Below are 20,471 nucleotides of genomic sequence, written 5' to 3' on the forward strand. Positions count from 1 at the left end.
TAGACAGCAGAGGGTCCGACGTGCGAATGATGACGGATTGCGCCTCCAGAGTCGCCCGGCTACCTGGGTATCTTCGTAACATCATGATGCCGCTGTTGGGGCCGCTGAGCTACAAAGGTACCTATGCGTACTCATAAGCAGCAGCCGGTCGTGATCCGGTTTATGCCGTCGAAGATGGGCGCTATTGCCTTCGCAGTGCTTGTTGCATCCGGTCATCGTTCAAGCTGCTCTTATCGCCCGTGTTAAACAAAACTGGGTGGTCGTGGTCGCAATAGCCTCGGCTCTTGTGGAGCGGGGAAAGTTATTCACGAGCACGTTTATCGGTTAGTCAGAGACAATGGACTTCATTCACCGGTAGCGAGCGTTGAGAGTAAGTTCCATAAATCTGCTTACGCCCCCAAAAGCTAACTTTTACAGCAGTTTAGGACGCCACTAGAATAGGAAGAATGCTAGGGTCGCCGGTTCGGTTCGGTCCAAGGCGCGCGACTTGCTCAATGAGCTACCTGAGTATGAAATGCTGACAACCTTGCTGCACTCCTAAACCGAGGAATTCTTGGAGGCGCGATGACTTGACCCCTCTGATTTTTGCAATCGGGTCCCGAGAGGCCAGAATGTGAGCGGAGCGAACTTATAAACGCAGACAGTAATTAGAAGCGTTTCAACTGATTCACTATATTAGATTTGCGAAAACAATATAGAGAGGCCTTTGGATAGTGACAAGTGGTAGATTGAGCATATCCCTCCCTTGGCCGGGAACCCGGTATTCGTGTCGTGAAGGTGGGGGCAGTCCCCCAGGGTAGTACCGACTATCGCTTGCCCAAAGACAGCGCCTATACTAGATTTGTGAAAACAATATAGAGGCCGCCGTGATCAAGCAGATTGATCTCATGTTCCGGACCATGGTCGCGGAACTTCAGCAACGGGCATTCGATGACGATTGGGCGGAAGACTCCCCCCGTCGGGTAGATTTGTGCCGGTGGCAGTCGATGGTCGGCGCTATTGGTATTTCGACCAACCGACGGTGAGGGCGGGCAGAAGCGCCGGTATTTCGGACCTGCCGACGATCCCGTGATTTCGGAACGGGTCGAAACCTTCAAGGGCGAGAAGTCGGACTATAAGGCACGCCGCAAGTTCGTTTCCACGCTGACGCGGGAAGCCGGTCTGATTGCTCCTGATCGCTTTACCGGAGATGTCGTACAAGCGCTTGCCAACGCCGGTCTCTTCCGGCTGCACGGTGTTCTCATCGGCACTGTGGCTTTTCAATGCTACTCAGCATATCTCGGCATCCGTCTGCCCTCGGCGGCGATCCTAACAGGTGATGCAGACCTAGCCCACGATTTCGCGATCTCTGCCGAAGTAGCGGGTTCACTGCCGCCGATCCTCGATCTCCTGAAAGGGCTTGATCCAACGTTCCGGGCCGTGCCACACATCAGTGGTAGCCCTCGATCTCATGCCTTCCGGAATCAAACCGGCTACCGGGTCCAATTCATGACGACGAACAGAGGAGCTGAAGAATATTCTGACAAACCCGCCAACATGCCCGCTCTCGGCGGCGCGTCGGCCGAACTGCTAAGGTTCATGGATTTCTTGATCCGTGATCCCGTTCGTTCGATCCTGCTACATGGTGCCGGTATCTCGGTGGTCATCCCTGATCCTTGCAGGTATGCAGTGCATAAGCTTATCGTTGCCGGTCGCCGCCAAAATGACGCTGGCGGCCAAGCCAAACGGGATAAAGACCTGAGACAGGCAGGAATGCTATTCGACGCCCTGCCGATCACCGGCCACGGGCCTTCACTGGCTGATGCCGTGGAAGAAGCATGGAATCGCGGACCTGCCTGGAAGCTGGCAATCTCGGAGGCAGCCGAAACCATGCACAAGGAATATTGGGGCGGCGTCAATCGAATGGTTGGCACTCTCACGAGATAAAGATAGGCCCGCTTGGGTGCTGATTTGCGCTGAGGTTGACCCGGGATTTGCACTGAGAGGTGACCCGCCTCTTAGGTATTGTTCGGGTCCGTTGTGGTGGTCAAGGTCCTACGTTTCTCCTTTGTCGATTTTGGCTCATGCGCTGAACTGTTCTTGAAGCGGAAGCTGTCGTTGCCGGTTTCCAGGATGTGGCAATGATGTGTGAGCCGGTCAAGCAGCGCGGTGGTCATTTTTGCATCGCCGAAGACACTCGCCCACTCGCTGAAGCTGAGGTTGGTCGTGATGATGACACTGGTGCGTTCGTAGAGTTTGCTCAGCAGGTTGAAGAGCAATGCGCCGCCTGAAGCGCTGAACGGCAGGTAACCAAGCTCGTCAAGGATGACCAGGTCGGAATGTACGAGGCGATTGGCAATCTCGACATGACGTTACGGGAGACGGTGCTGGAAGGCGGGTCGGATGACCGGCCGTGGCTCGAGATATATGCTGACAAATCCGGGACATCGCTCAGAATCTGGCCCATCGAAAGCGCTGCGTAGGCCCGAAATACAAGGGAGGCGCCGGTGCCCAACCCTAACGGCGAGCCTGTCGAGAAACTTTAGCGACTGGCAGCCGTCGTGAACCCGGCTTTAGGATCGAGTTCGCTATTGCCGGGAACAAGCAAGATCCGACCGTCTCGCACGATGAGATCATCGATATCGCACCTGCATGGGGTCACCGGGCCTTGCTCGATTTCAGCTCTGCGGCCACGGACTTTTTCAACGCGTCCACGATGTTCACGACGTTCGAGGCCGGAGCGGCGTCCGGCTTGCCCTTCGCGGCCTTGAGAGGCTTCTTCTTTTCCGCAATGAACTTCAGCAGACTTTCTTGGATGGGGTCGCCTACCATGTCCGGGGACCACCGGGAGGTCTCTGCTTGATCAACTGCTGGACTAGCGGGATCAGCTTGGGGTCAGCCTCTTCATCGATTCCTTCGAAGTAGGATTCCTTAGGGCGCACTTCGTCGCCGAACCGCAGCGTCCAGGAATGACCATCCAGAGCGGCAACGTTCGCTCCTCATGAGCCCACTGGAGCCTTTTGTCGTCTCAGCTCCCGTGGCTGTGGTGTCGCCAGGAGTGGACCGCCGGCGCAATAGTCGTTATTTGCACGCCATGTTGCGATGGTTAAAACGTCGCTGAAACATCACCGCAGATACCCAAGGCTTATTTAAAGTGAAAAAAGTGCAGCGCAGCTTTGCCGTCGAGTACAAATCAGGTCGGCGAAAACTCAACTCTAAACCGAGCTCGATCTGGGCAGACACGGATCTCAAGTCCGTTGCGCAAGATATGAAAGACGAGGCAATGCCATTTATGTCATTAGCTCCTCAGGCAAGAAGCAGCGAGATGCTTGTATCCGGAGAAGAACGGGCCGCGCCGTTATTGACACTGCCGATCGAGCAAGAGACAAATGCATCGGCTTTACAGGAGACCATAATGGCCGACGAAAAAGATACGACAACCAATGCTGACACGCCGGCCGCCGCGGCGCCCGATGTAGCGAAGAAGGTGCGCAAACCTCGCGCCAAAAAGGTGGTCCCTGCAACGGCCTCAGTCGCCGTTTCGGCGGAACCGGCAGTTGCTTCGGGTAGCGCAGTTGAAAAGCAGAAGAGAAGACGCAAAGCGAAGCCTGCCGAAGGGACGACGAGTGCCAAGCGTGCGCCTGTCAAACGTGCTCCGAAGGCTGTGTCGATTGCGGCTGCACCTTTGGTGGCGGCCGTTGATGAGATCGCGGATCTTCTGCAGCTCGAAGAGGAAAACCAGAGGCTGCGCAAGCTGCTGGCGGAGAAGCTCCGAGCTGAAAATGCCGATCTGCGAAAGCGACTGAACCTCGGTTGATCGGCAGCAGACGGCCAAGCGCCGGCCGCATTCTCATGCTTATTGAAGTGAATATTTTGGCGGCGGTTCGTTCTGCCGCCAACGCTTTTGCTCGCAGTTTGCATACTGAGTAGAATCGAGGTCGAATAAAATGGCGTCTCCATGGAAACTTCTTGCTGGGCTGGTGTCACGGCGACGCCAGCGGACGCAAGGACACGGCTCGACCGATGACGTGAAGCCGGACGCAGCAGCCTTCGCGGAGCCGGCTGAAAAGGCGGGCGACAACCGGTCGAAAGCCGCAGACCGTGCGACCAACGAAAAGCCGGTCACTCACGAACAACACGAGGCGGTGTCGGTAGACCCCCATCATGCCGAAGAAGCGGTAAGCAGTGTTGATGACACGACAGATGTCGAAAGCGCCACGCTTGAGAAAGCGGTTGATCCGGCCTTATCCAATGAGGCCGACGTAGCCGGGCACCCCTCGCCAAAGGCATTGCCAGTAGGCGAAGGTCCAACGCGAAAGCGCAGCAGGCGGAGCAAGAAAGCGAAAACGATTGCTGTCGTTCTTCCACCGTCTCCAGGCGCTAGCGCCGTTTCTGACGACGCAGTGAGCCTGGATGGAGAAATCAGGCTGCTTCGGGATCAGCTGGCGACGAAGCTTAGGCTGCAAAACGCACAACTGAAGAGGATGCTGGATCGGTTCGAGCGCTGAAATTGTCATTTCCTATCGTACCCAATCGCGGCCATTTTGCCTTGGCTCGGAAGGGGTATGAGCTGCGTTGCTCGCGAACTGGATAAGGTCTGGTTGCTCTGCCGCCCGAATGAGAGAGAGCGAGCAGCGGGGCTTTCATACGGCTGTGCTCAATTCCGATTCCGCCTGCCTTTACTGACCATCAGCCCGGCTGATCGGTTTGGCAGTGACGTGAAGTCATCCCCGGCGAGTTTGCCCGACCACAGTCCCACGAACAGTCCGCCATGTGGCGACAATTGCAAAGCCCAACTCGCGCTCTTCGAGGGACATCGCTGAGAGAGTTTGAAGCCTCCGGCTACTTGCCTCGCCGAACAAGAGCGCGATCGATCGTTGCCAGCCGGCTGTTGAACCCATTCTCGCACCATGCCTCGATGTTCATCGCTCAGGATGACGATCTTGATTGGCGCGTGACGTTGTATCGCACTCGGCTCATTTGCGATGTGGGCGACGGAATGCCGGTTCGCGGATTTGCCACGTCTGCCTCCGTCTAAACCTCCCACTTGAATTGCGGCCATCGCGTCCTGCTCCGGCTTTTGGTCCTGCCAGGCTCGCGCCGTCGGCAACGGCTTGCCGTCCTCCACTGCGTTTCGGCCCTGCGGGTGCAGGCAGCGCTTGCAGCCCGGCTTTCGGACCGCCGTAGCAGGTCGCGATGGCCGCGACCTCGAAACGGAGGTTCAGACATGAGCAGGCAACAATCCAATCAACGATCCGATATCTACAGCCGCATCACCACCAAGATCATCGCCGATCTCGAACAGGGCGTGCGACCATGGACCAAACCCTGGACGACGGGACATGCGACAGCCGAGGTCAGCCGGCCACTGCGCCATAACGGCCAACCCTACACCGGGATCAACGTCCTGCTCCTCTGGTCCGAAGCCATCGCCCGCGGCTTTGCCTCGTCGAGGTGGATGACGTTTCGCCAGGCAATCGAACTCGGCGGCGCCGTCCGCAAGGGCGAAACTGGCACAACCGTCGTCTTCGCCAGTTCGTTCATCCGCACCGAGACGACCGAGACGGGCACCGAGATCGAACAGGATATCCCGTTCCTCAAAGCCTACACGGTGTTCAACACCGATCAGATCGCCGGTCTTAATGGTCACTTTGTCGACATCGCACCTCACCAGGATCCGATGAGCCGCATCGGCGATGCCGGCCGCTTTTTTGCCAATACCGGCGCCCTGATCCGGCACGGAGGATCGGCTGCCTATTATGCCGCTCAGCGTGACTACATCCAGATGCCATGCCTGGATGCCTTCAGGGACGACGCCGCCTATGTCGCCGTCCTCAGCCACGAGATCACCCACTGGACTGGGGCACCGCGACGGCTTGATCGGGATCTCAGCCGCTACGCGAAAGATAGGAGCGATCGGGCCCGCGAAGAGCTTATCGCCGAACTCGGCAGCTCGTTTCTCTGCGCCGATCTCGGCATTGTCCCAGAGCTCGAACCACGCCCCGACCACGCAAGCTATCTAGATGGCTGGCTGAAGGTTCTGGGCAACGACAAGCGCGCCATCTTCTCGGCGGCAGCACATGCGCAGCGCGCCGTCGACTACCTACATTCCTTGCAGCCGGAACTCGAAGAGGAGGAGGCGGCGTAAGCCGTCTCTTCCTTGGCTGACGAATGCCTGCATGACCAGGCCGCCCTGGGCGTTGCACCCCCCCGCAGTGAAAACCTACGCGCGGCTCTGCAGACCTGTCGCGCCGCCGACGATAAGTTGTCAGCCGTCATTGCCTTTCCGGCAGACCGATCCAGCCCTATAATTTGAAGGCGGCCAGCACGAAAGTCACTGAGATGGGAGAGAGCGATGCGGAATTGTTTTGGCCCGTTAGCGGCAGGAGTCTTTCTCCTCCAGCCATCCTGCATCGCCAACGCGCAAGTACCGAATGCCCTGGAGAGGGCCATCGAAGACGCGCAGCCATGCAGGTCCTTGAAGACAAAGGTATCGAGCTTCGGCATCAGTGTGGAGGTCGGCATCGATAAGCTCGATTCCGTGCAGATCGAGAACCTGGAACTGTCGGTGAATGGCAACACCGCGCAGGCGAGCGCCCGTGGCACGCTTGCCTGCAAAACGCCAGCCGAAGCGCTAGTCGAAGGAGGTTTTTCAGCGACCGCTGAGGTTCGGTTGAAGGTCGACCTTACGACATGCAAGACGACAGACATCTCCATCGAGATCGTGAAGACCGGCGGCCGGTTCGGCGACATCGTTAAGGGACTGGAAACCGAAATCACAGGCGCCCTTCGACGAAGTCTAGCGAAGAACTTGGCCAAGCTTTGCGAGAAGTGACAGCAGATCGACGCCGACCGGTCTGTTGGCGGTCGTCGGAGGCAAGAAAAGTGCGGCATCGCACGACTTATCCACCGAGGGCCGTTCGACACAGTTTTGGATTGACGCCCCGGTCGAAACACTCAGGCCTAGTAACCGCCAATGTCGCCGCGAACTGGGCCAATACCCTGCGGCTGCGCATAGGTTGTGTTGTCAGATCCACTTGTTGCGCATCCAGAGAGAGACATCAAGACGATTGCTGCTGCGGCCAGAATGTTTTTCAGAGGCACGGCGTTCTCCGATCATGGCAAGCTGCTCAGGCCTTAAGGGCCACGCTGAGGATTTTCGGTTAAATCGCACAGAATGGCAAGCGCCTGATCAACTGGCGGTAAGTGGCGACCCGTCTGTTCAAGCGTCCCGATGGTCGGATGGTGGCGGGGCGAGGGATCTCCAAGCGCGCTAACATCGATATGCTTGCTGCGGCGCCACGACCGCGACTATATGGTCCGAATTGAAGAGGCGGACATGTCGTTATTGCCCACGCATTGGAATTGCGCCAGTTTCACCGTGACGTCTTGATGGAACGGCTTGCCGGGAGCAGTCGGTCCCGGGTTCCGCTCGTTTCGAGCGGCGCTTTGCTAACCCTCCTGCGGCTGCCCTTTTAACCGGTCAAGCCGTGCGCGAACGGGCGCCGGCGCGGGCGCGCCTTTGCCTGGTATGCTCATTGTTTGGAGGGGCGCCTTGCCATGGGACCCATGGCGGCGCCTTTGAGCTTGGGCATGCGGCCGCGTCGCCTGCCACAATGCTATTCGCGAATTTTCTGCCGCCACGTGGTCAATCGCAAGCCATCCACTCGGTCGCCCCACAAGTGTTCGCCGACCTACAACGATCGGCGACTTTGCAAAGGCCGCGAACTAGCCGCGATCTGCCGTGGACGCAAGCTTTTGGTGCAGGTTCGAGAAAAATCTCGATTAACCGTATATCTCGATTAGTATTCGCGAAGGAAGCGGACGCTGGACCACGTACAACCGCTGCGATATCGAATTCATCAGCATCATTTGGTAAACAAACCACTAAGGGTTTCGCGTGCGCTTTGAAGCATTGAACAGGCTCTGGGAGGGCGTTCGGGAATCCAGCCACGACTTCCGTGCCTCGACCGACATCTTCCCTTCGCTCGATATTGAGAAGATCAGTTCCACGCTCGATCTGCGAGCAAAGGGTGCCGAGAACGGCAAGCTCAATCGGCCCTTGCCAACCGCCGCGTCGCTGGACGAGGTCGAGCAGAGGACGGTCGGTCGTATCGAGGAGGAGAAGGCCTCCTCCTATCAGGTTCTTGAAGATCAATTTCAAACCTTCGAGGGTCGCCTGCGCAATCTCGACTTCGAGGGACAGTTTGGGCTGATCCGGCAAGCCAACGCGTCCAGCGTATCCGATTTCAAGGCCGAGGTGGCGAGTGGCGTCGACGAACTGCACGGACTGCGTCGCGATCTGAAAGCGGCCGAGGACGAGATGTCATCCTTCAAGGCGAAACACAATCTCGATCGCGCCGCGAAGATTTCGACCGCCGCCGCGCAGGCGTTCAAGATAGCCCTGATCATTTTCCTCGTGCTCTTCGAAATGATCATGAATGGAAGCTTCCTGGCGAAGGGAAGCGAGCAGGGGATCGTCGGCGGCGTGACCGAGGCGATCGCCTTCGCCGTCCTCAACATCGGATCGGCTCTGCTTTTCTCGGTCTGTTGCGTTCGCTTCCTCGTCCATCGTTCCCTGTTGTTCAAGCTGCTCGGGTTCTGTGGGCTGGTCGCCTATATCTGTATCGCCCTGGGCATCAATCTTGCCCTTGCCCATTATCGGGAGGTGTCATCGACCGTTCTTTCCGGAGCGGGGGCGGACGTCATCTCTAGGCTCAGGAACGCGCCGCTGGAGCTTGCCGAACTGAACTCCTGGATGCTCTTCGCCGTAGGGCTGTTTTTTTCAATCTTGGCCTTCATCGACGGCTGCTACTTGACGGATCCCTATCCGGGCTTTGCCGGTGTGAGGAAACGGTTGGACAGCGCGCGATCCAACTACATCGACAGAAAGCTCGAGCTCATCGACAATCTCCGTGACATAAGAGACGATCACAACGCGAAGATCGAGGAGATCGTGCGCGATCTCAGCGGGCGGCGCCAGGAATGCGCGGCCATCATCGCTCACCGGACGCGGACCGTGGGACTGTTCGCGGAGCATCAGAGCAATCTCGAGCGCGCCGCGAACGCGCTGCTGACGATCTATCGCGACGCGAACCGCGCGGCACGGACGGAACCCGAGCCCAGCTATTTTTCTCAACCCTACAAGCTCGAGCGCCTGACACCGGTGCTGCGGACCAGCGAGGAATGGGATGACGCGGTCTTGAGTGGCCGAATTCAGGCGGCTCAGGCGGAACTGTCTGAGCAAATTCGCAAGATCGGTGCCGAGTTCGAAGCTGCTGTCGAAAATTATCACAAGCTGGACAATATATTCCCGGAGGCTGGCCTTGGCGCGATCCAGCAGGCGTAGCCGCAGGCGGGGCGGCAATTCCGCCGGGCTGATTGTCGGCGCCATTGCCCTTGGCTTGGTGTCTGTCGCGATTATCGGTGCGTTCGGGTGGCTCAAATACAGGGCAGGTGGCACCGTGGCGGTCGACAAGGCCTCCCTTTGCCCGGTCACCGGCGCGACGTCCGAAACCGCTATCCTGCTTGACGTCACCGATCCCATTTCCGACACGACGGCGCTCGATCTCAAGAACCAGTTTCAGCAAATCGTGGCCAGGGTTCCAATCGGCGGTGCCATCGATATCTATTCGCTCACCGAGAAGGAAGGAAAGCCGGAGCGAACGTTCCATGGCTGCAATCCAGGCAGCGGCGAACTCGCCGATGAATGGACCAGCAATCCACGACTGATCCAGGACCGCTGGGAAAAGGGCTTTCAAAAGCCCCTGGAGGAAATCGCTGACAGGCTGGCGTCCGGCAAGGCAGGCGATGCCTCGCCGATCATGGCCGGAATTCAGCGGATCAACCTCGAGGTGTTCTCGAGCCTCCCCGCCGGAACGCCCAAGGTCCTCTTCGTCGCCTCCGACATGATCGAACACACGCCGGCCTTTTCGAATTACCGCGACGGTGTCGCCTATTCGAAATTTCAGAAAAGCGAGGCGCGTGATAAGTTCAGGACGTCTCTCGACGGGGTGTCGGTGAAGATCCTCGCGTTTCAGCGTCCAAACCTGAAATTCTCCGCCGAGGGACTGGCCGAATTCTGGAAAGAGTGGATCACGAACAATAACGGCCACTTCGACGGTTTCATCCGTCTGGAAGGAAAACGCTGATGACCTCGAGAGAGGTGACAAAGTCTGCGATCCGCGACTATGGGCCGCTGGTGCTGTTTGCGCTCACGACCATCGGCGGCATGGTGTTCATCTGGACGGCCAAGCTATGGGGATGGTCGACGGCGGTCGTCACTGTCGTGCCATTGCTGCTGATGGCGACCTACTTTCTCGCTTCTCTGCTATTGGTGGGATTCCGGCTGCATAACGAGCAGGCCGGCGACAATCTCTACTATATGGGCTTTCTGTTCACGCTCTCGAGCCTTGGTGTGTCGCTCTATCTGTTTGCCGGTGAGACCTCCATCGACACGATCGTGCGAAACTTCGGTATCGCGGTGACGTCGACGATCGCCGGGGTGACGCTCCGGATCCTGTTCAACCAGATGCGCCGCGACCCGTTGGACATCGAGCGCAGTGCGAGGCACGAACTTGCCGAGATGACCAGGCGCGTCAGAACCGAGCTCGATTCCTCCGCGCGGGAGTTTTCGAACTACCGCAGGGTCAGCAATCAGATGCTGTCGGAGGGGTTCGACGAGATCGCCCGCCAGGCCGAGAAGAATGGCGAGGATATTCGCAAGGCGATCGAATCCCTGTCGAAAGAGGCGATCAAGCCCATTCAGGAGGCGGCGCAGCAGCTTTCTGCCATCATCGAATCCCACAACAAGACCATCAACGACAGCAACAACAACGCGGCCGCGAAATTGACTGAAACGACCGGTCAGCTCTCGACGATCATCGACAGGTTCGGCGGCGCCGTGGAAAGCGTGGGCGCACGGCTTGGCGAGATACGCGCCCCAGAAGATGTCATCAAGATCGAACTCACGCCGGTCATCGAGTCCATCAGGGAGATGACCGAGGTTCATTTAAAGCGCATGGAGGCGGATACGGAGCGGGGGCGTTCTCATATCGAACAGACAAGGCAAGCGCTCCAGCCGCTGCAGACCCTTGAAGAAAAGCTCGACCGTATCGCCAACGCTCTCGAGAAGCCCCCGATGCCGTTGCCACCTGAGACAGGCCCGATCCGGAGCACTTACGCGGAGCGTCCTCGGCCGGCCGTTCCGACCGGGATTTCGGTCTCCGAGGAAACCGCAATCGACTTGGCCAATCTTGAATCTTCAGCAGCCAAACCCGTCGAAACCGATGATAAGCCACGACCTGCATCAGCGATCGAGCGTAAGAGGTGGTTCAATTGGCAGCGCACATAGCCGAGACCCCGAAACTCGAGCATAAGGGCTACAATCGCGGCCTTATTCTGGGCCTGACCATGGCCGAATCCATGCTGCTGCTCGTCTTTTGTCTCCTGCTGGTGGCGGCCGCGCTCGTGACCGCCGAAAGGAAAAAGCGATATGAGGCCGAGCGGGAGCTGCGGGTCACCGAGCAAAAGCTCGCGGAGCTCAAGAAGGACAATTTCGACGCGACCGCCCGGGTGGTCGAACTTCAGGCCAGGCTTGGAGCCGGCAACCTCTCACCCATCGATCGGGAGAAGTTCGAGAAGGAATGGCGGGAACTGATTTCGGCCCGCCACGCCGTTGACCGCCTGCATAAAAGCGGGGTCGAGATGACCGAGCTCGAAAAACTGGCCGCGCTGCGGAAAGTCCTGAACGACAACGGCATAGATCTCGACGCCGCTCCCGCGGAGATCAAAAGGCTTGTCACCGCCAACGCGGCGGCGAAAAGCCCGCACGAGTGGCCGCCCATCATCAATCTCAGCGAAGCTGGCGGCTATTATTTCAGGTCGGGCAGCGCCGAGCTGACAAACGAATTTCAGCAGATACTCAGCACGTCCATATCTAACCAGATCGCGGATAATCTGTCTCGCTATCAGGTCGACGTCATCGAGGTCATCGGCCATACAGACGAGCAGCCGCTGGCTGGGACGGGTTCCAATCTCGACAAAACCTTCATCGATGTTCTGGACAATAAATTGCCAATCACCTCCCTGGAGTCGGCCGATAACGCCGGGCTCGGATTGGCACGAGCGATCGCCGTTGCGAATATCCTCAAGGCAAATCCGAAACTGACGCAAGCAACGGTGCTTCCGATGTCTGCGGCGCAATTGATACTTCCCGGCGATATCGTCACCGCGGGGCAGGCAGGAAATGTCGAGGCCCGACGACGCATCGAAATCAGAATCCGGAGACGGGCTCAGTCCCTTTCTCCGTGATCAATGGCCCCATTGCGGCGCAAGCCGTCCGGCCTTCCGCCTGGGCTTCGTCACAAACCAGCGCTCGCCTTTCTTGGTGTCAACCTTGGTGCGTTCGTACCCGGAGACCATGGGGCAGTCGGTACTCACGGCGCAGTCGGCTTGCTTTGGCCGCAGACGACTTGGGACCCCTCCATGTCCAACTGAGCGTCGCCCTTCCCAGGAACCGTGGGGCGCTCACGGACAGGCGCCTATCTCCAGGTACGTGCGGACTGCGCCTTCAATTCCAACCTCACGGCGCCATCGCATTCGTTAGCCTAGATCCTCCTGCAGCGGGACGGCAAAGGAAGCACATATGAAAAAGATCTCTCTCGCAGTTTGAGCTTCGACGCCAGATAGGTCGACACGGCATATTTGACCAAATGGAAAACATTGTTCGTGCACTGCAGCTCTGCACCAAGGTCGAGCCACACAGTACCGAGCGGAACCTATGTGAATGGATATCTCGTTCGATTCGCCAGCATAGACGAACCGGTGCAGAGCTGGTGTCGATCATGGAAGCTGCGGCATTTCCCCTTCGGCCACCCGCCAGACCCACGGTGTAATTTCCGGTCTCGTCTCGATCATCTCAGTCAACGCCTTCTCGAAATCCTCGCCGGCACCCGGAGGCACGATGAACATGGCGACAGGAGCCGGGCGTTGTTCCGGTAAGGTGACCGAGACGATTGGTTGCTCGCGCGAGAGATTGAAACGCAGGCCTTTCACGCTCTTTCGCTTCAGCCTTGAAAGCCGTTCCAGGAGATGTTGCTCTTGCATACTCTCGAACGGGATCCAATTCTCGTTGACCACCATTATCGCGAGCTCCTCGATGGACGCGATCCCCGCGCCTGATATCCCGAAGGTCGCAATCATAGCCAGATGGAAGTCCTCGCTCGACCGCCAGAGTTCCATCTCCGTCTCATATCTGGCGCTCAACCGCTTCCAGGTCCGTTCCTCGATCATAAAGGGGAAGGGAAGGTGACGAACGACGATTTTCTGGCCGTCCCGAGAAGCCGTGAACTCCTTCACCTCCGCCACAGTTATCATCAGTTTCCGCGGCCCGGAACTGGAGGTATGGGCAGGAGCCAAGGCCGCCGCCCGGCGGCTGGCTATTCCCTCGCGCTCCTGCTGATGAAACACTTCCGGCACGAACAGAATTTCGCTCAACGGCGCGCCGCGTGCGGTCATCTGTGAGGCGGCGTTCATGAGACTTGTCCGCACCCTGCCCCAACCGCGTTTGCCGGCCCATGATGAGCGCCATTCCGTCAGTTCTCCCGCCTCCCAGAGATAGTGCAGGACGGCGCGCAACGAGAGCTTCCTTGTCTCATTGCGCAAAGCCGGCTCAGATGCCTCGGTGGAGGACGCGGGCGCACTACCAGCCCTCTTTTTCGTCAGGGGAAAATCGAGCTTCAGAGCAGCCTTTCCGCTTCCATCGATCTGGATCGCGTTGCCGATCAAAGACCCAAGACCCGTTAGCTCGTAGGGTGGCTCATACGACGGGCATGCGGGGTCATGGTCTCGTCCCGAAAGCGGCATGCGCTTGATGACATGGAGACCGTCGATGCGTGCAATGTACATCGGAAGCGGCGGCTCTATGCATCGGCAAAGTGGCCGTAGCTTCTGCGCGTATGCGTGTTCGAGCCTGGCCGAAAGCTCGGGATCGTCTTCATCGTACACCTGCTCGCCAATCGAAAAACGTCGCACATGGCCCCCATGATCATCTCGTCGGACCGGCTGACTCGCCTGCGAACATGTAGCATGGGTCTCGTCGATTACACTAGCGCAAAATAGACAGTATAAAGTCGATGGAACACCGCGCTTGGGACCAGTTTTGACCATGTAGTTGGAAGTCAGGACTTCGGAGATTGGAACTGACCGAACCGAAACCTGAAGGTTTGGCGACAGCATCAGCCCTTGCTTCCGCCTGACAGGGCCAAGCCTGCGGTGCAGTCTTCGCACCTGAAGACGTGACGATTCCTTGCGCGCAGACGATCGCGCTGTGCTGGTGCGCGGTCAGGTCATCACTAACGGCATCGCAGCCTTGGTCGGCCTGTAGCCCTTCCGGCGCTTCCGGCGTGCAAGATCAAGAAAATGGGCGACGGCTTCCTGTTCGGTCCCGAACACGTCGGTCCTCTCGCCGCCACGTCTGCCGATCCGTCCCCAACTGCGCAAGACCGCGGTTTCGCCGAACAAAGTCGGCTCGATTGCAAGCGTGTAATAGCGCGCCATGTTGCGGCTGGCATCGATGCGTTGGCAATGGAGGTGGAACGACATTCGGGTCATGCCGAGAATCATTCCCGTGGGGGCCGATCCTGTCCAACGAGAGATTTGAATCCTTTACAGCCGATGGATTCCGTTTTGTGATGTGTTGGCACGTCACGGGCCTGCGAAGAACGCTCGACGAAGCCGGCCTCGGTCGCTCTGCCCGTGTGCCGACGGTTGGGTGACCCGCAGAATACTGGCGGATCCGTCAGCCGGGTGCCGGAGAGAGTCAGCGAAGGATCATGCATTCGGTCCCCCGAGCCTCCAGTTTCACCCGGCATGTCCGCTCGGTCTGCAGTTGCCAATGCGATCACCGCGTCGGCCACGCCGAGCGACAACGTATGATGGGCGGCGGGCGGGTGCATCTCGATTGCGGCGGTTGGAAGCGGCAAGGTCTTTGCGCAGAATGGCGGCGAGGCACTCCGAGTGGCTGTGCCACTCTCACACAGCGCCGGACCGGGCGGCCGTAGTGGTTTGTCCCGACCTTCGGTCGCACGAGACCATTTCCGTTCTCCATGTCGCCTTTCTAAGGGACCGGCCGCCATCAGCGTCAACCCGCAAGGGGTTCCCTGCGCTGCGCTCCGGTGACGCCTGCGGCTCGGCCCCTTCTTCGGGCGCCATCGGGAATGGTCCCGAGCAACTGAAGGAGACAATACCATGGCCACCACGATCGCAACCCTGACGCAGAAGACCGACGGCAGCCTCGAGGGCATCTTCGCCACCATCCGGGTCAACGCCCCGATCGCCATCGTCCCGAACGCCAACAAGGCGAGCGATGAAGCCCCCGACTACCGCATCATCCACCGTAAGACCGGCTTCGAGATCGGCGCGGGCTGGAACCGCATCGCCCGCCTGACTGGCGAGGAATACCTCTCCGTGAAGCTGGAGGCTCCGGAGATCGGCGTGATCTTCGGCAACCTCGCCCCCGCTCCCGGCGGCGAGCCGAATCGTAAGGTCATCCTCTGGAACAACCCGGCCTGAGCTGCACAGCAGCCGGTCCCGGCAAGGGGGCCGGCTCTCACCGGCTAGAGTTCGTTCTGTGCCCACCGCTGCCATGTCACGGTGATGTGGCTGCCGGAGATGGTTCAGAGGTACCTTTCCAGCAAGGTTTGATGTCATCAAGCCGGCAACGGGCATCGAGCCCCTTGCCGGCTTTTCCGATGCCATACGGAGAGGGAGGGTCTGCTCAGTCCGTCCGAGGGTGCCATGGCGGCATGAAGGCCTCAAGGACGAGCGGTGCCCCCAATTTTGTCTGCGCTCCGGGTCCCCTCCACTTCGACAAAATCGGCTCCCCCACTCGCCGGCTCCGCCGATTGCTTCGCAATCCTTGACCCCTGCATCCCTCCATGACCGCGGGCGTCATCTTTCACAAACGTCAAGGAGACGACAATGACCACTTGCATCGACGAAGTCATCGCGCTGCTGCAGGCCGAGCTGCGAAACGCTGATCCAACCGAGCGTCGCCAGATCGAGAACGAACTCGAACTGGCTCTGGCCGAACGCGAGGTGATCTGGGCCGAGCAGGAAGGCCGCATCGAGGCTGAGCCTCCGTTCTGACGGAGGCTTATCCCGTGTTCGTGAGCCTGGCCGGCCGGATCGACCGGCCGCCAGGCTATCAAGGGTTTCACCCCTCGACACTCCCCGCCGGCTGACGCCGGAAACGGTCGCGTCCCCTTTGGGGCCGCGGGTCTCTTCTCTCTCTGACATCCTATTTTACTCCAGCAAATCCGGCGTCAAGGACGGCGCGGTCCCCCCCAATTTTTCCGGCGCTGCGCTCTGGAAAAATCGGTTCCCCCGCTTGCGAGCCGCGTTCCGCGGTCCTTGACCCCTCTTTGCAACAGAGTGGCCGATCTCCGTCATCAACATGAAGGAGATCACATTATGACATCCGACCAGAACCTCATGCTTTACGCCAAGCTTGCCGGTTTCCGGCTCGTCGTCCTCGCAAATCGCTTCGGATGCGACACCGATTTCTCGCGAGAACTTCACGATCGGCTGATTGAAGGGCTCGAGGCGGCAGTCGCTCGCATCCGCGTCATCATGGAATTGGAACGAACCCTTCTCGTCGGAGATGACGAATTCATTGCCTATCAGCTGCAGGGCGAGACCGAGATATTCGGGCGCTTCACTATCAATCTACTGGACGACCTCGAAATCGATTTCGACACCCACGAATACCGCATCAAGGGCAGCGATTGGATCAACGCTTTGACGGCGGATGACGGTGGGGTCGAGGTCAACTTTCCGACATTGGTCCGGTTGACCGACGATGAACTCGGCACACTGGCGCCGATCGTAAAGCAAATCACGCAGAAAACTGGAATTCCGGTTCATGCGGTGCGCGCCGTTCAATCCTAGCGGTAAAAGCGCTCGGATGCAGAGAGAGGCGGCTGATGCCGCCGCCTCCTACTGGCGATGCTTACATTGTGAGCAAAGTTGCAGCATTGTTGTAAATATTGTATATCACAACAAATACAGCAAAAAAGGAAATCCATATGTCAAAATCAAGCGGTTCCTATTCAACCAGCGATCTATCGCGTAAATCTGGCGACATCATAGCCGAGGCTCTCCGCCATCCAGTGACCATCACCCAGCGGAATAAACCCCGGCTGGTTCTCCTGAATATCGAAGACTACCAGCGGCTGATAAAGCAATCGAACCAGCGCACCGTCGGGATCATCGAAACGATGCCCGATGAACTGTTTGCCGAGTTCGAAAACGCCGTCGAGGCCTACGCCAGCGAGGACGAGGCAGGGCGCTCATGAACTACGAGCTGATCCAGACCGCAAGCGTCATACGCTATCCTTACCTATGGGCGCGAGAGGCTGGGCGTGGGGAGACGGAAGGACGCAAGGAGCGGCCGGTCGTCGTGGGTGTGAGAATGCCGCGGCGGGACGGTGATCTGGTTCTCTTCTTTCCCGTCACCACCAAACAACCGGAGGCGTCGCGGTTTGCTGTGGAAGTGCCAGCGATGGAAAAGCGCCGCGCCGGTCTCGATGCCGATCGCAGGCTTTGGATCATCTTCGATGAGTTCAATACCGACATCGTTGGAAACTCAATCTATCTTGAGCCCGAGCCCCCAACCGGCCGCTTCAGCAAGGCCTTCTTCCTGCCGCTGCTGCGCGAATTCATCAGTCGCCGCAAGTCGGCCACGGAGGTCACCCGATTCCGCTGACCTTTGGCTCGTGATAGCCTCGTTACCGCTTGGCCTGCTGCAGCTATCGCAAATAGTCTCCGCCGCTCCGCGCGTCGAATTCGATCTTCTCCTACCCGTTGGCTCCGATCCGCCCCAGCTACGCACCAGCGATACCTTCCACTATCGTTGGCAGTATCGATAAAGGCGCCAGCAAGGACGAGGTGCAGGATCAACCGTCACTCACGGCACCGGTTTGACGAAGCGGTTCGCTTTGGCTGCCGCATTCATGTCCTTCCGCCGGAAGTAGATCGCCCGTCCGCAGCGGATCGGGCGATGGCCCTGCACGATGATGATCTGCTCGTCCTTGCGCATCGACTGGGTAATTTCGTGCGGCATGATCAGCGGCCGGCGCTGGAAATTGACGCTCTCGGATTTACGCGTACCGCCGCGTTTTGTGTCCCAGCCGATATTGCGCGACCGCCCTTGAACCTCGACGGTCATTTCCCCGCATTGGGCAGAAACATTTCGCGCCGTATCGAGCGCCTTGATCGCGGCGTAGGAGACAAAGGCGCAGCCATCGATCCATGACGTCGCGCCATCCTTGCCGAAGTGCCGCTCCAGCTGTCCGACCGATTGATAGAGCAGCATCATGCTGATGCCGTATTTACGACCGCGATCGCGCGCCTCTTCCAGCACCCGAATATAGCCGAGCAGGTCGACCTCATCGAGCATGAAGAGCGCTCGGCGGCTGAAGCGGCCATCGGCCTGGACCATGGCGTTGATCAGAGAGCCGATGATGACGCGCCCGATGCCCGGATAGGAGCGCAGGATCGACGCCGGGATATTGAGGAATACGTCCGTCCCGCCAGCGATGATATCGCTCGACCTGAAGGTATTGCCGCAGACGAGCGCGGCGTAACTATCCAACGAGAGCCATTGCGTGTCCTTCGACGCCGTCGAATAGACACCCGAGAAGGTCTGTTCGGTCATGTTGGTGAAGACACCGAGCGTTTCGCGGATGAAGGCAGATTCCGAGTGTTCTTGAATATCGCGCAGCATGGCGAGCACCGACGGCTCCGGCTCGGAAACGATCTGGCGCAGGCTACGCAGGTTGCGCCGGCCGGCATATTCTGGCGACAACATGACGTGGGCGAGCAGGCCGGTCAGGAGATTGTGCGCCTGGTTCTGGAAGTAGGAGCCGGTCGAGGATTCGAAGCGCAGGCTTTCGGATAGAAGCATGTGGGCGATGCCGACGATATCCTCCTCCTTTTGTTTCGATGCCTCGATGCCGTCCAGCACGTTGAAGCCCATGATCGGATTGGTCGGATCGAGCACCATGACCTCGCGTCCGAGGGCGCGGGTGCGGTGTTCGAGCACCATCGGTGCAACTTCGGTGGAAGGGTCGAGGCAGATCAGAGGACCGGCATAACGCAGCGCGGTCGGCAGGACGTTGCTGGTCGTTTTGTATCCGCCCGATCCGGCGAAAAACAGCATATGGGTGGAATCGAAGTCTTGGCTGTAGGTCAGCAACGGCGCCTTGCCGCCCTGCCCCCATGTGTTGCGATCGTTCGGATCGAACGGCAGCTCATGGACGATATCCTTGTCAACGCGATAACGTTCGCCGACGACGATTTCGCCGTCGGGCGGAAAGAGCTTTGCCGCCGCCGACATCGAAAGCCAATCCGCATCGCCGAATGTTCCGCCCTTTGCACGCTTGATCTGCTCGGGCACGACGACAGAGATACGGGCGGCGACCGCCACGGCCATGAAGCCCGCCAGCGCGCCGATGACGGCAACGAAATCCAGATAGGAAAGCGCCCGATCCCATGAGACCGTGCCGCTCTCCACCGATGGCGCGAGACGTCCATATTCCCGCAAAGCATAGAAGCTGGACACGACGAGAAAGCACAGGAGACTGGCGACGGCTATCGACCGCCGGCGATGCAGCGGCAACGCCCAGACGGTCAGAAGCCCAGTGAGCGGCCCGAACAGAAGCGCCGGCACCGGTGCGGCCCGCATGAACCAATATTCGGATTTGCCCGAAAGGCCGTGGGCCAGTGCCGACCATCGCCAACCGGTGATATAGACAGCTATGGCGGTGACCGCGACGGGCACGAGAACGAGCAGCAGGCCCGGATGCAAGCGACACTTCAGCGCCATCCGGCGTTCTCCTCGATGTGCGGCGAGAGAGTGTCGCGCGAAGAGGCCTTGAACGCCTTTTCGCCGATATCGCGCAACCGACGGTGTTCTGCCGACCCGGGTATGACCCTCGCCAGTTCGATCAGGCCGCCGAGCAGGAATGCCCGATCGGCCTTCGACAGCCCGGCTTTGACGACGACGCCGCCAAGCAGGAATTTCTCGCGCGCTTGTCTCTTCCGGTCAGCCGTCATGTGAAATCTCCGAAGGCGTTCCAGTCCCATTATCTGCCGGTCGACGTGTTTGAGGAGGCGCGCCACCAGGCCCTTTCTTTTCCTCTTTGCGAAATCGCGCAGCGATCTCTTCGAAAATCCGGTCGATCTCCTCGTCGGCGATCTCCGTTTCCGCCAGCCCGGACTTCATCGCCGCACGGGCAAACCGCTCGGCGGATTTAACGATCAAACTTCTCCTGCGTTCTCTGAGCTTCTCGATCTGGGCATCGAGATCAGAAATCGATGATTTGACGGCCATCGTGGGTTTCTCCGTTCCTGAAAATACCGCTCCTTATACTGACTAGAATAAAATAGTTAAACAGGCTATTTTGCACCAGCCCGAAAATGTCGGGGCT

General features: G+C 58.9%; 18 protein-coding genes and 3 pseudogenes. 14 read left to right on the forward strand and 7 right to left on the reverse strand.

All coding sequences use genetic code 11. The features are described 5' to 3' along the window. The first annotated feature begins 869 nt into the window (after positions 1–869). Positions 870–1,926 (forward strand): annotated as a pseudogene (locus tag V8P77_RS25305) (nucleotidyltransferase family protein). Between the two features lie 71 nt (positions 1,927–1,997). Here V8P77_RS25305 and V8P77_RS25310 read toward each other — a convergent pair. Then, positions 1,998–2,342, reverse strand: a pseudogene (locus tag V8P77_RS25310) (ATP-binding protein); the annotation flags it as partial. A gap of 295 nt (positions 2,343–2,637) precedes the next feature. After that, a pseudogene (locus V8P77_RS25315) lies at positions 2,638–2,945 on the reverse strand (non-homologous end joining protein Ku); the annotation flags it as partial. A gap of 188 nt (positions 2,946–3,133) precedes the next feature. Between V8P77_RS25315 and V8P77_RS25320 the strand changes: the two are divergent. The 8 genes from V8P77_RS25320 (at position 3,134) to V8P77_RS25355 (ending at position 12,291) form a co-directional block, all read left to right on the forward strand. Continuing rightward, positions 3,134–3,796 (forward strand): MreC domain-containing protein, encoded by a 663-nt coding sequence (locus tag V8P77_RS25320; protein ID WP_335914707.1) that lies wholly within the window; start codon positions 3,134–3,136, stop codon positions 3,794–3,796. 130 nt (positions 3,797–3,926) lie between these two features. Next, positions 3,927–4,487 (forward strand): hypothetical protein, encoded by a 561-nt coding sequence (locus tag V8P77_RS25325; RefSeq protein WP_335914708.1) that lies wholly within the window; start codon positions 3,927–3,929, stop codon positions 4,485–4,487. A gap of 719 nt (positions 4,488–5,206) precedes the next feature. Next, positions 5,207–6,127: an ArdC family protein gene (locus V8P77_RS25330; RefSeq protein ID WP_335914709.1), complete on the forward strand. Its 921-nt coding sequence runs from the start codon at positions 5,207–5,209 to the stop codon at positions 6,125–6,127. A 207-nt stretch (positions 6,128–6,334) separates the two neighbouring features. Then, the gene (locus V8P77_RS25335; RefSeq protein WP_335914710.1) at positions 6,335–6,814 is read left to right on the forward strand and encodes a hypothetical protein; all 480 of its coding nucleotides are present in this window, start codon (positions 6,335–6,337) and stop codon (positions 6,812–6,814) included. Between the two features lie 1,065 nt (positions 6,815–7,879). Further along, positions 7,880–9,328: a hypothetical protein gene (locus tag V8P77_RS25340; protein WP_335914711.1), complete on the forward strand. Its 1,449-nt coding sequence runs from the start codon at positions 7,880–7,882 to the stop codon at positions 9,326–9,328. After that, complete coding sequence (locus V8P77_RS25345) at positions 9,306–10,130, forward strand: hypothetical protein (RefSeq protein ID WP_335914712.1); 825 nt, start codon at positions 9,306–9,308, stop codon at positions 10,128–10,130. The genes V8P77_RS25340 and V8P77_RS25345 overlap by 23 nt, the downstream gene beginning before the upstream one ends. Further along, the gene (locus tag V8P77_RS25350; protein WP_335914713.1) at positions 10,130–11,332 is read left to right on the forward strand and encodes a hypothetical protein; all 1,203 of its coding nucleotides are present in this window, start codon (positions 10,130–10,132) and stop codon (positions 11,330–11,332) included. Before V8P77_RS25345 ends, V8P77_RS25350 begins: the two co-directional genes overlap by 1 nt. Then, entirely contained in the window at positions 11,317–12,291 is a 975-nt protein-coding gene (locus V8P77_RS25355) for an OmpA family protein (RefSeq protein WP_168341147.1), read from the forward strand. The genes V8P77_RS25350 and V8P77_RS25355 overlap by 16 nt, the downstream gene beginning before the upstream one ends. A 531-nt stretch (positions 12,292–12,822) precedes the next feature. Here the strand turns inward: V8P77_RS25355 and V8P77_RS25360 are convergent. Beyond that, positions 12,823–14,013 (reverse strand): DUF1173 domain-containing protein, encoded by a 1,191-nt coding sequence (locus V8P77_RS25360; RefSeq protein WP_335914901.1) that lies wholly within the window; start codon positions 14,011–14,013, stop codon positions 12,823–12,825. A 309-nt stretch (positions 14,014–14,322) separates the two neighbouring features. Further along, a complete protein-coding gene (locus tag V8P77_RS25365; RefSeq protein ID WP_373694611.1) occupies positions 14,323–14,592 on the reverse strand; it encodes a WGR domain-containing protein in 270 nt (89 codons plus the stop codon). A gap of 636 nt (positions 14,593–15,228) precedes the next feature. Here V8P77_RS25365 and V8P77_RS25370 point away from each other — a divergent pair. The 5 genes from V8P77_RS25370 to V8P77_RS25390 all read left to right on the forward strand — a co-directional run bounded on the left by V8P77_RS25370 (position 15,229) and on the right by V8P77_RS25390 (position 17,746). Next, complete coding sequence (locus V8P77_RS25370) at positions 15,229–15,552, forward strand: DUF736 domain-containing protein (RefSeq protein WP_017958412.1); 324 nt, start codon at positions 15,229–15,231, stop codon at positions 15,550–15,552. 408 nt (positions 15,553–15,960) lie between these two features. Then, on the forward strand, positions 15,961–16,128 hold the full coding sequence (locus tag V8P77_RS25375; RefSeq protein WP_165503867.1) for a hypothetical protein: 168 nt from the start codon (positions 15,961–15,963) through the stop codon (positions 16,126–16,128). A 324-nt stretch (positions 16,129–16,452) separates the two neighbouring features. Then, the gene (locus V8P77_RS25380) at positions 16,453–16,929 is read left to right on the forward strand and encodes a hypothetical protein (RefSeq protein ID WP_168291840.1); all 477 of its coding nucleotides are present in this window, start codon (positions 16,453–16,455) and stop codon (positions 16,927–16,929) included. 137 nt (positions 16,930–17,066) lie between these two features. After that, complete coding sequence (locus tag V8P77_RS25385; protein ID WP_335914714.1) at positions 17,067–17,336, forward strand: type II toxin-antitoxin system prevent-host-death family antitoxin; 270 nt, start codon at positions 17,067–17,069, stop codon at positions 17,334–17,336. Next, complete coding sequence (locus V8P77_RS25390) at positions 17,333–17,746, forward strand: hypothetical protein (protein ID WP_335914715.1); 414 nt, start codon at positions 17,333–17,335, stop codon at positions 17,744–17,746. Before V8P77_RS25385 ends, V8P77_RS25390 begins: the two co-directional genes overlap by 4 nt. A 201-nt stretch (positions 17,747–17,947) precedes the next feature. Here the strand turns inward: V8P77_RS25390 and traG are convergent, their stop codons facing one another. Genes traG through V8P77_RS25405 form a run of 3 tightly spaced genes read right to left on the reverse strand, consistent with a single transcriptional unit; the run spans position 17,948 to position 20,374 of the window. Further along, positions 17,948–19,867, reverse strand: coding sequence for a Ti-type conjugative transfer system protein TraG (traG, locus tag V8P77_RS25395; RefSeq protein ID WP_335914716.1), 1,920 nt, complete (start codon positions 19,865–19,867; stop codon positions 17,948–17,950). Further along, positions 19,858–20,097: a conjugal transfer protein TraD gene (locus V8P77_RS25400; RefSeq protein WP_131662563.1), complete on the reverse strand. Its 240-nt coding sequence runs from the start codon at positions 20,095–20,097 to the stop codon at positions 19,858–19,860. The genes traG and V8P77_RS25400 overlap by 10 nt, the downstream gene beginning before the upstream one ends. Then, positions 20,087–20,374, reverse strand: a complete 288-nt coding sequence (locus V8P77_RS25405; RefSeq protein ID WP_131720652.1) for a TraC family protein — start codon at positions 20,372–20,374, stop codon at positions 20,087–20,089. The genes V8P77_RS25400 and V8P77_RS25405 overlap by 11 nt, the downstream gene beginning before the upstream one ends. Positions 20,375–20,471: the final 97 nt, after the last annotated feature.

This window comes from Rhizobium aouanii, assembly GCF_037002925.1.
GTDB lineage: Bacteria > Pseudomonadota > Alphaproteobacteria > Rhizobiales > Rhizobiaceae > Rhizobium > Rhizobium aouanii.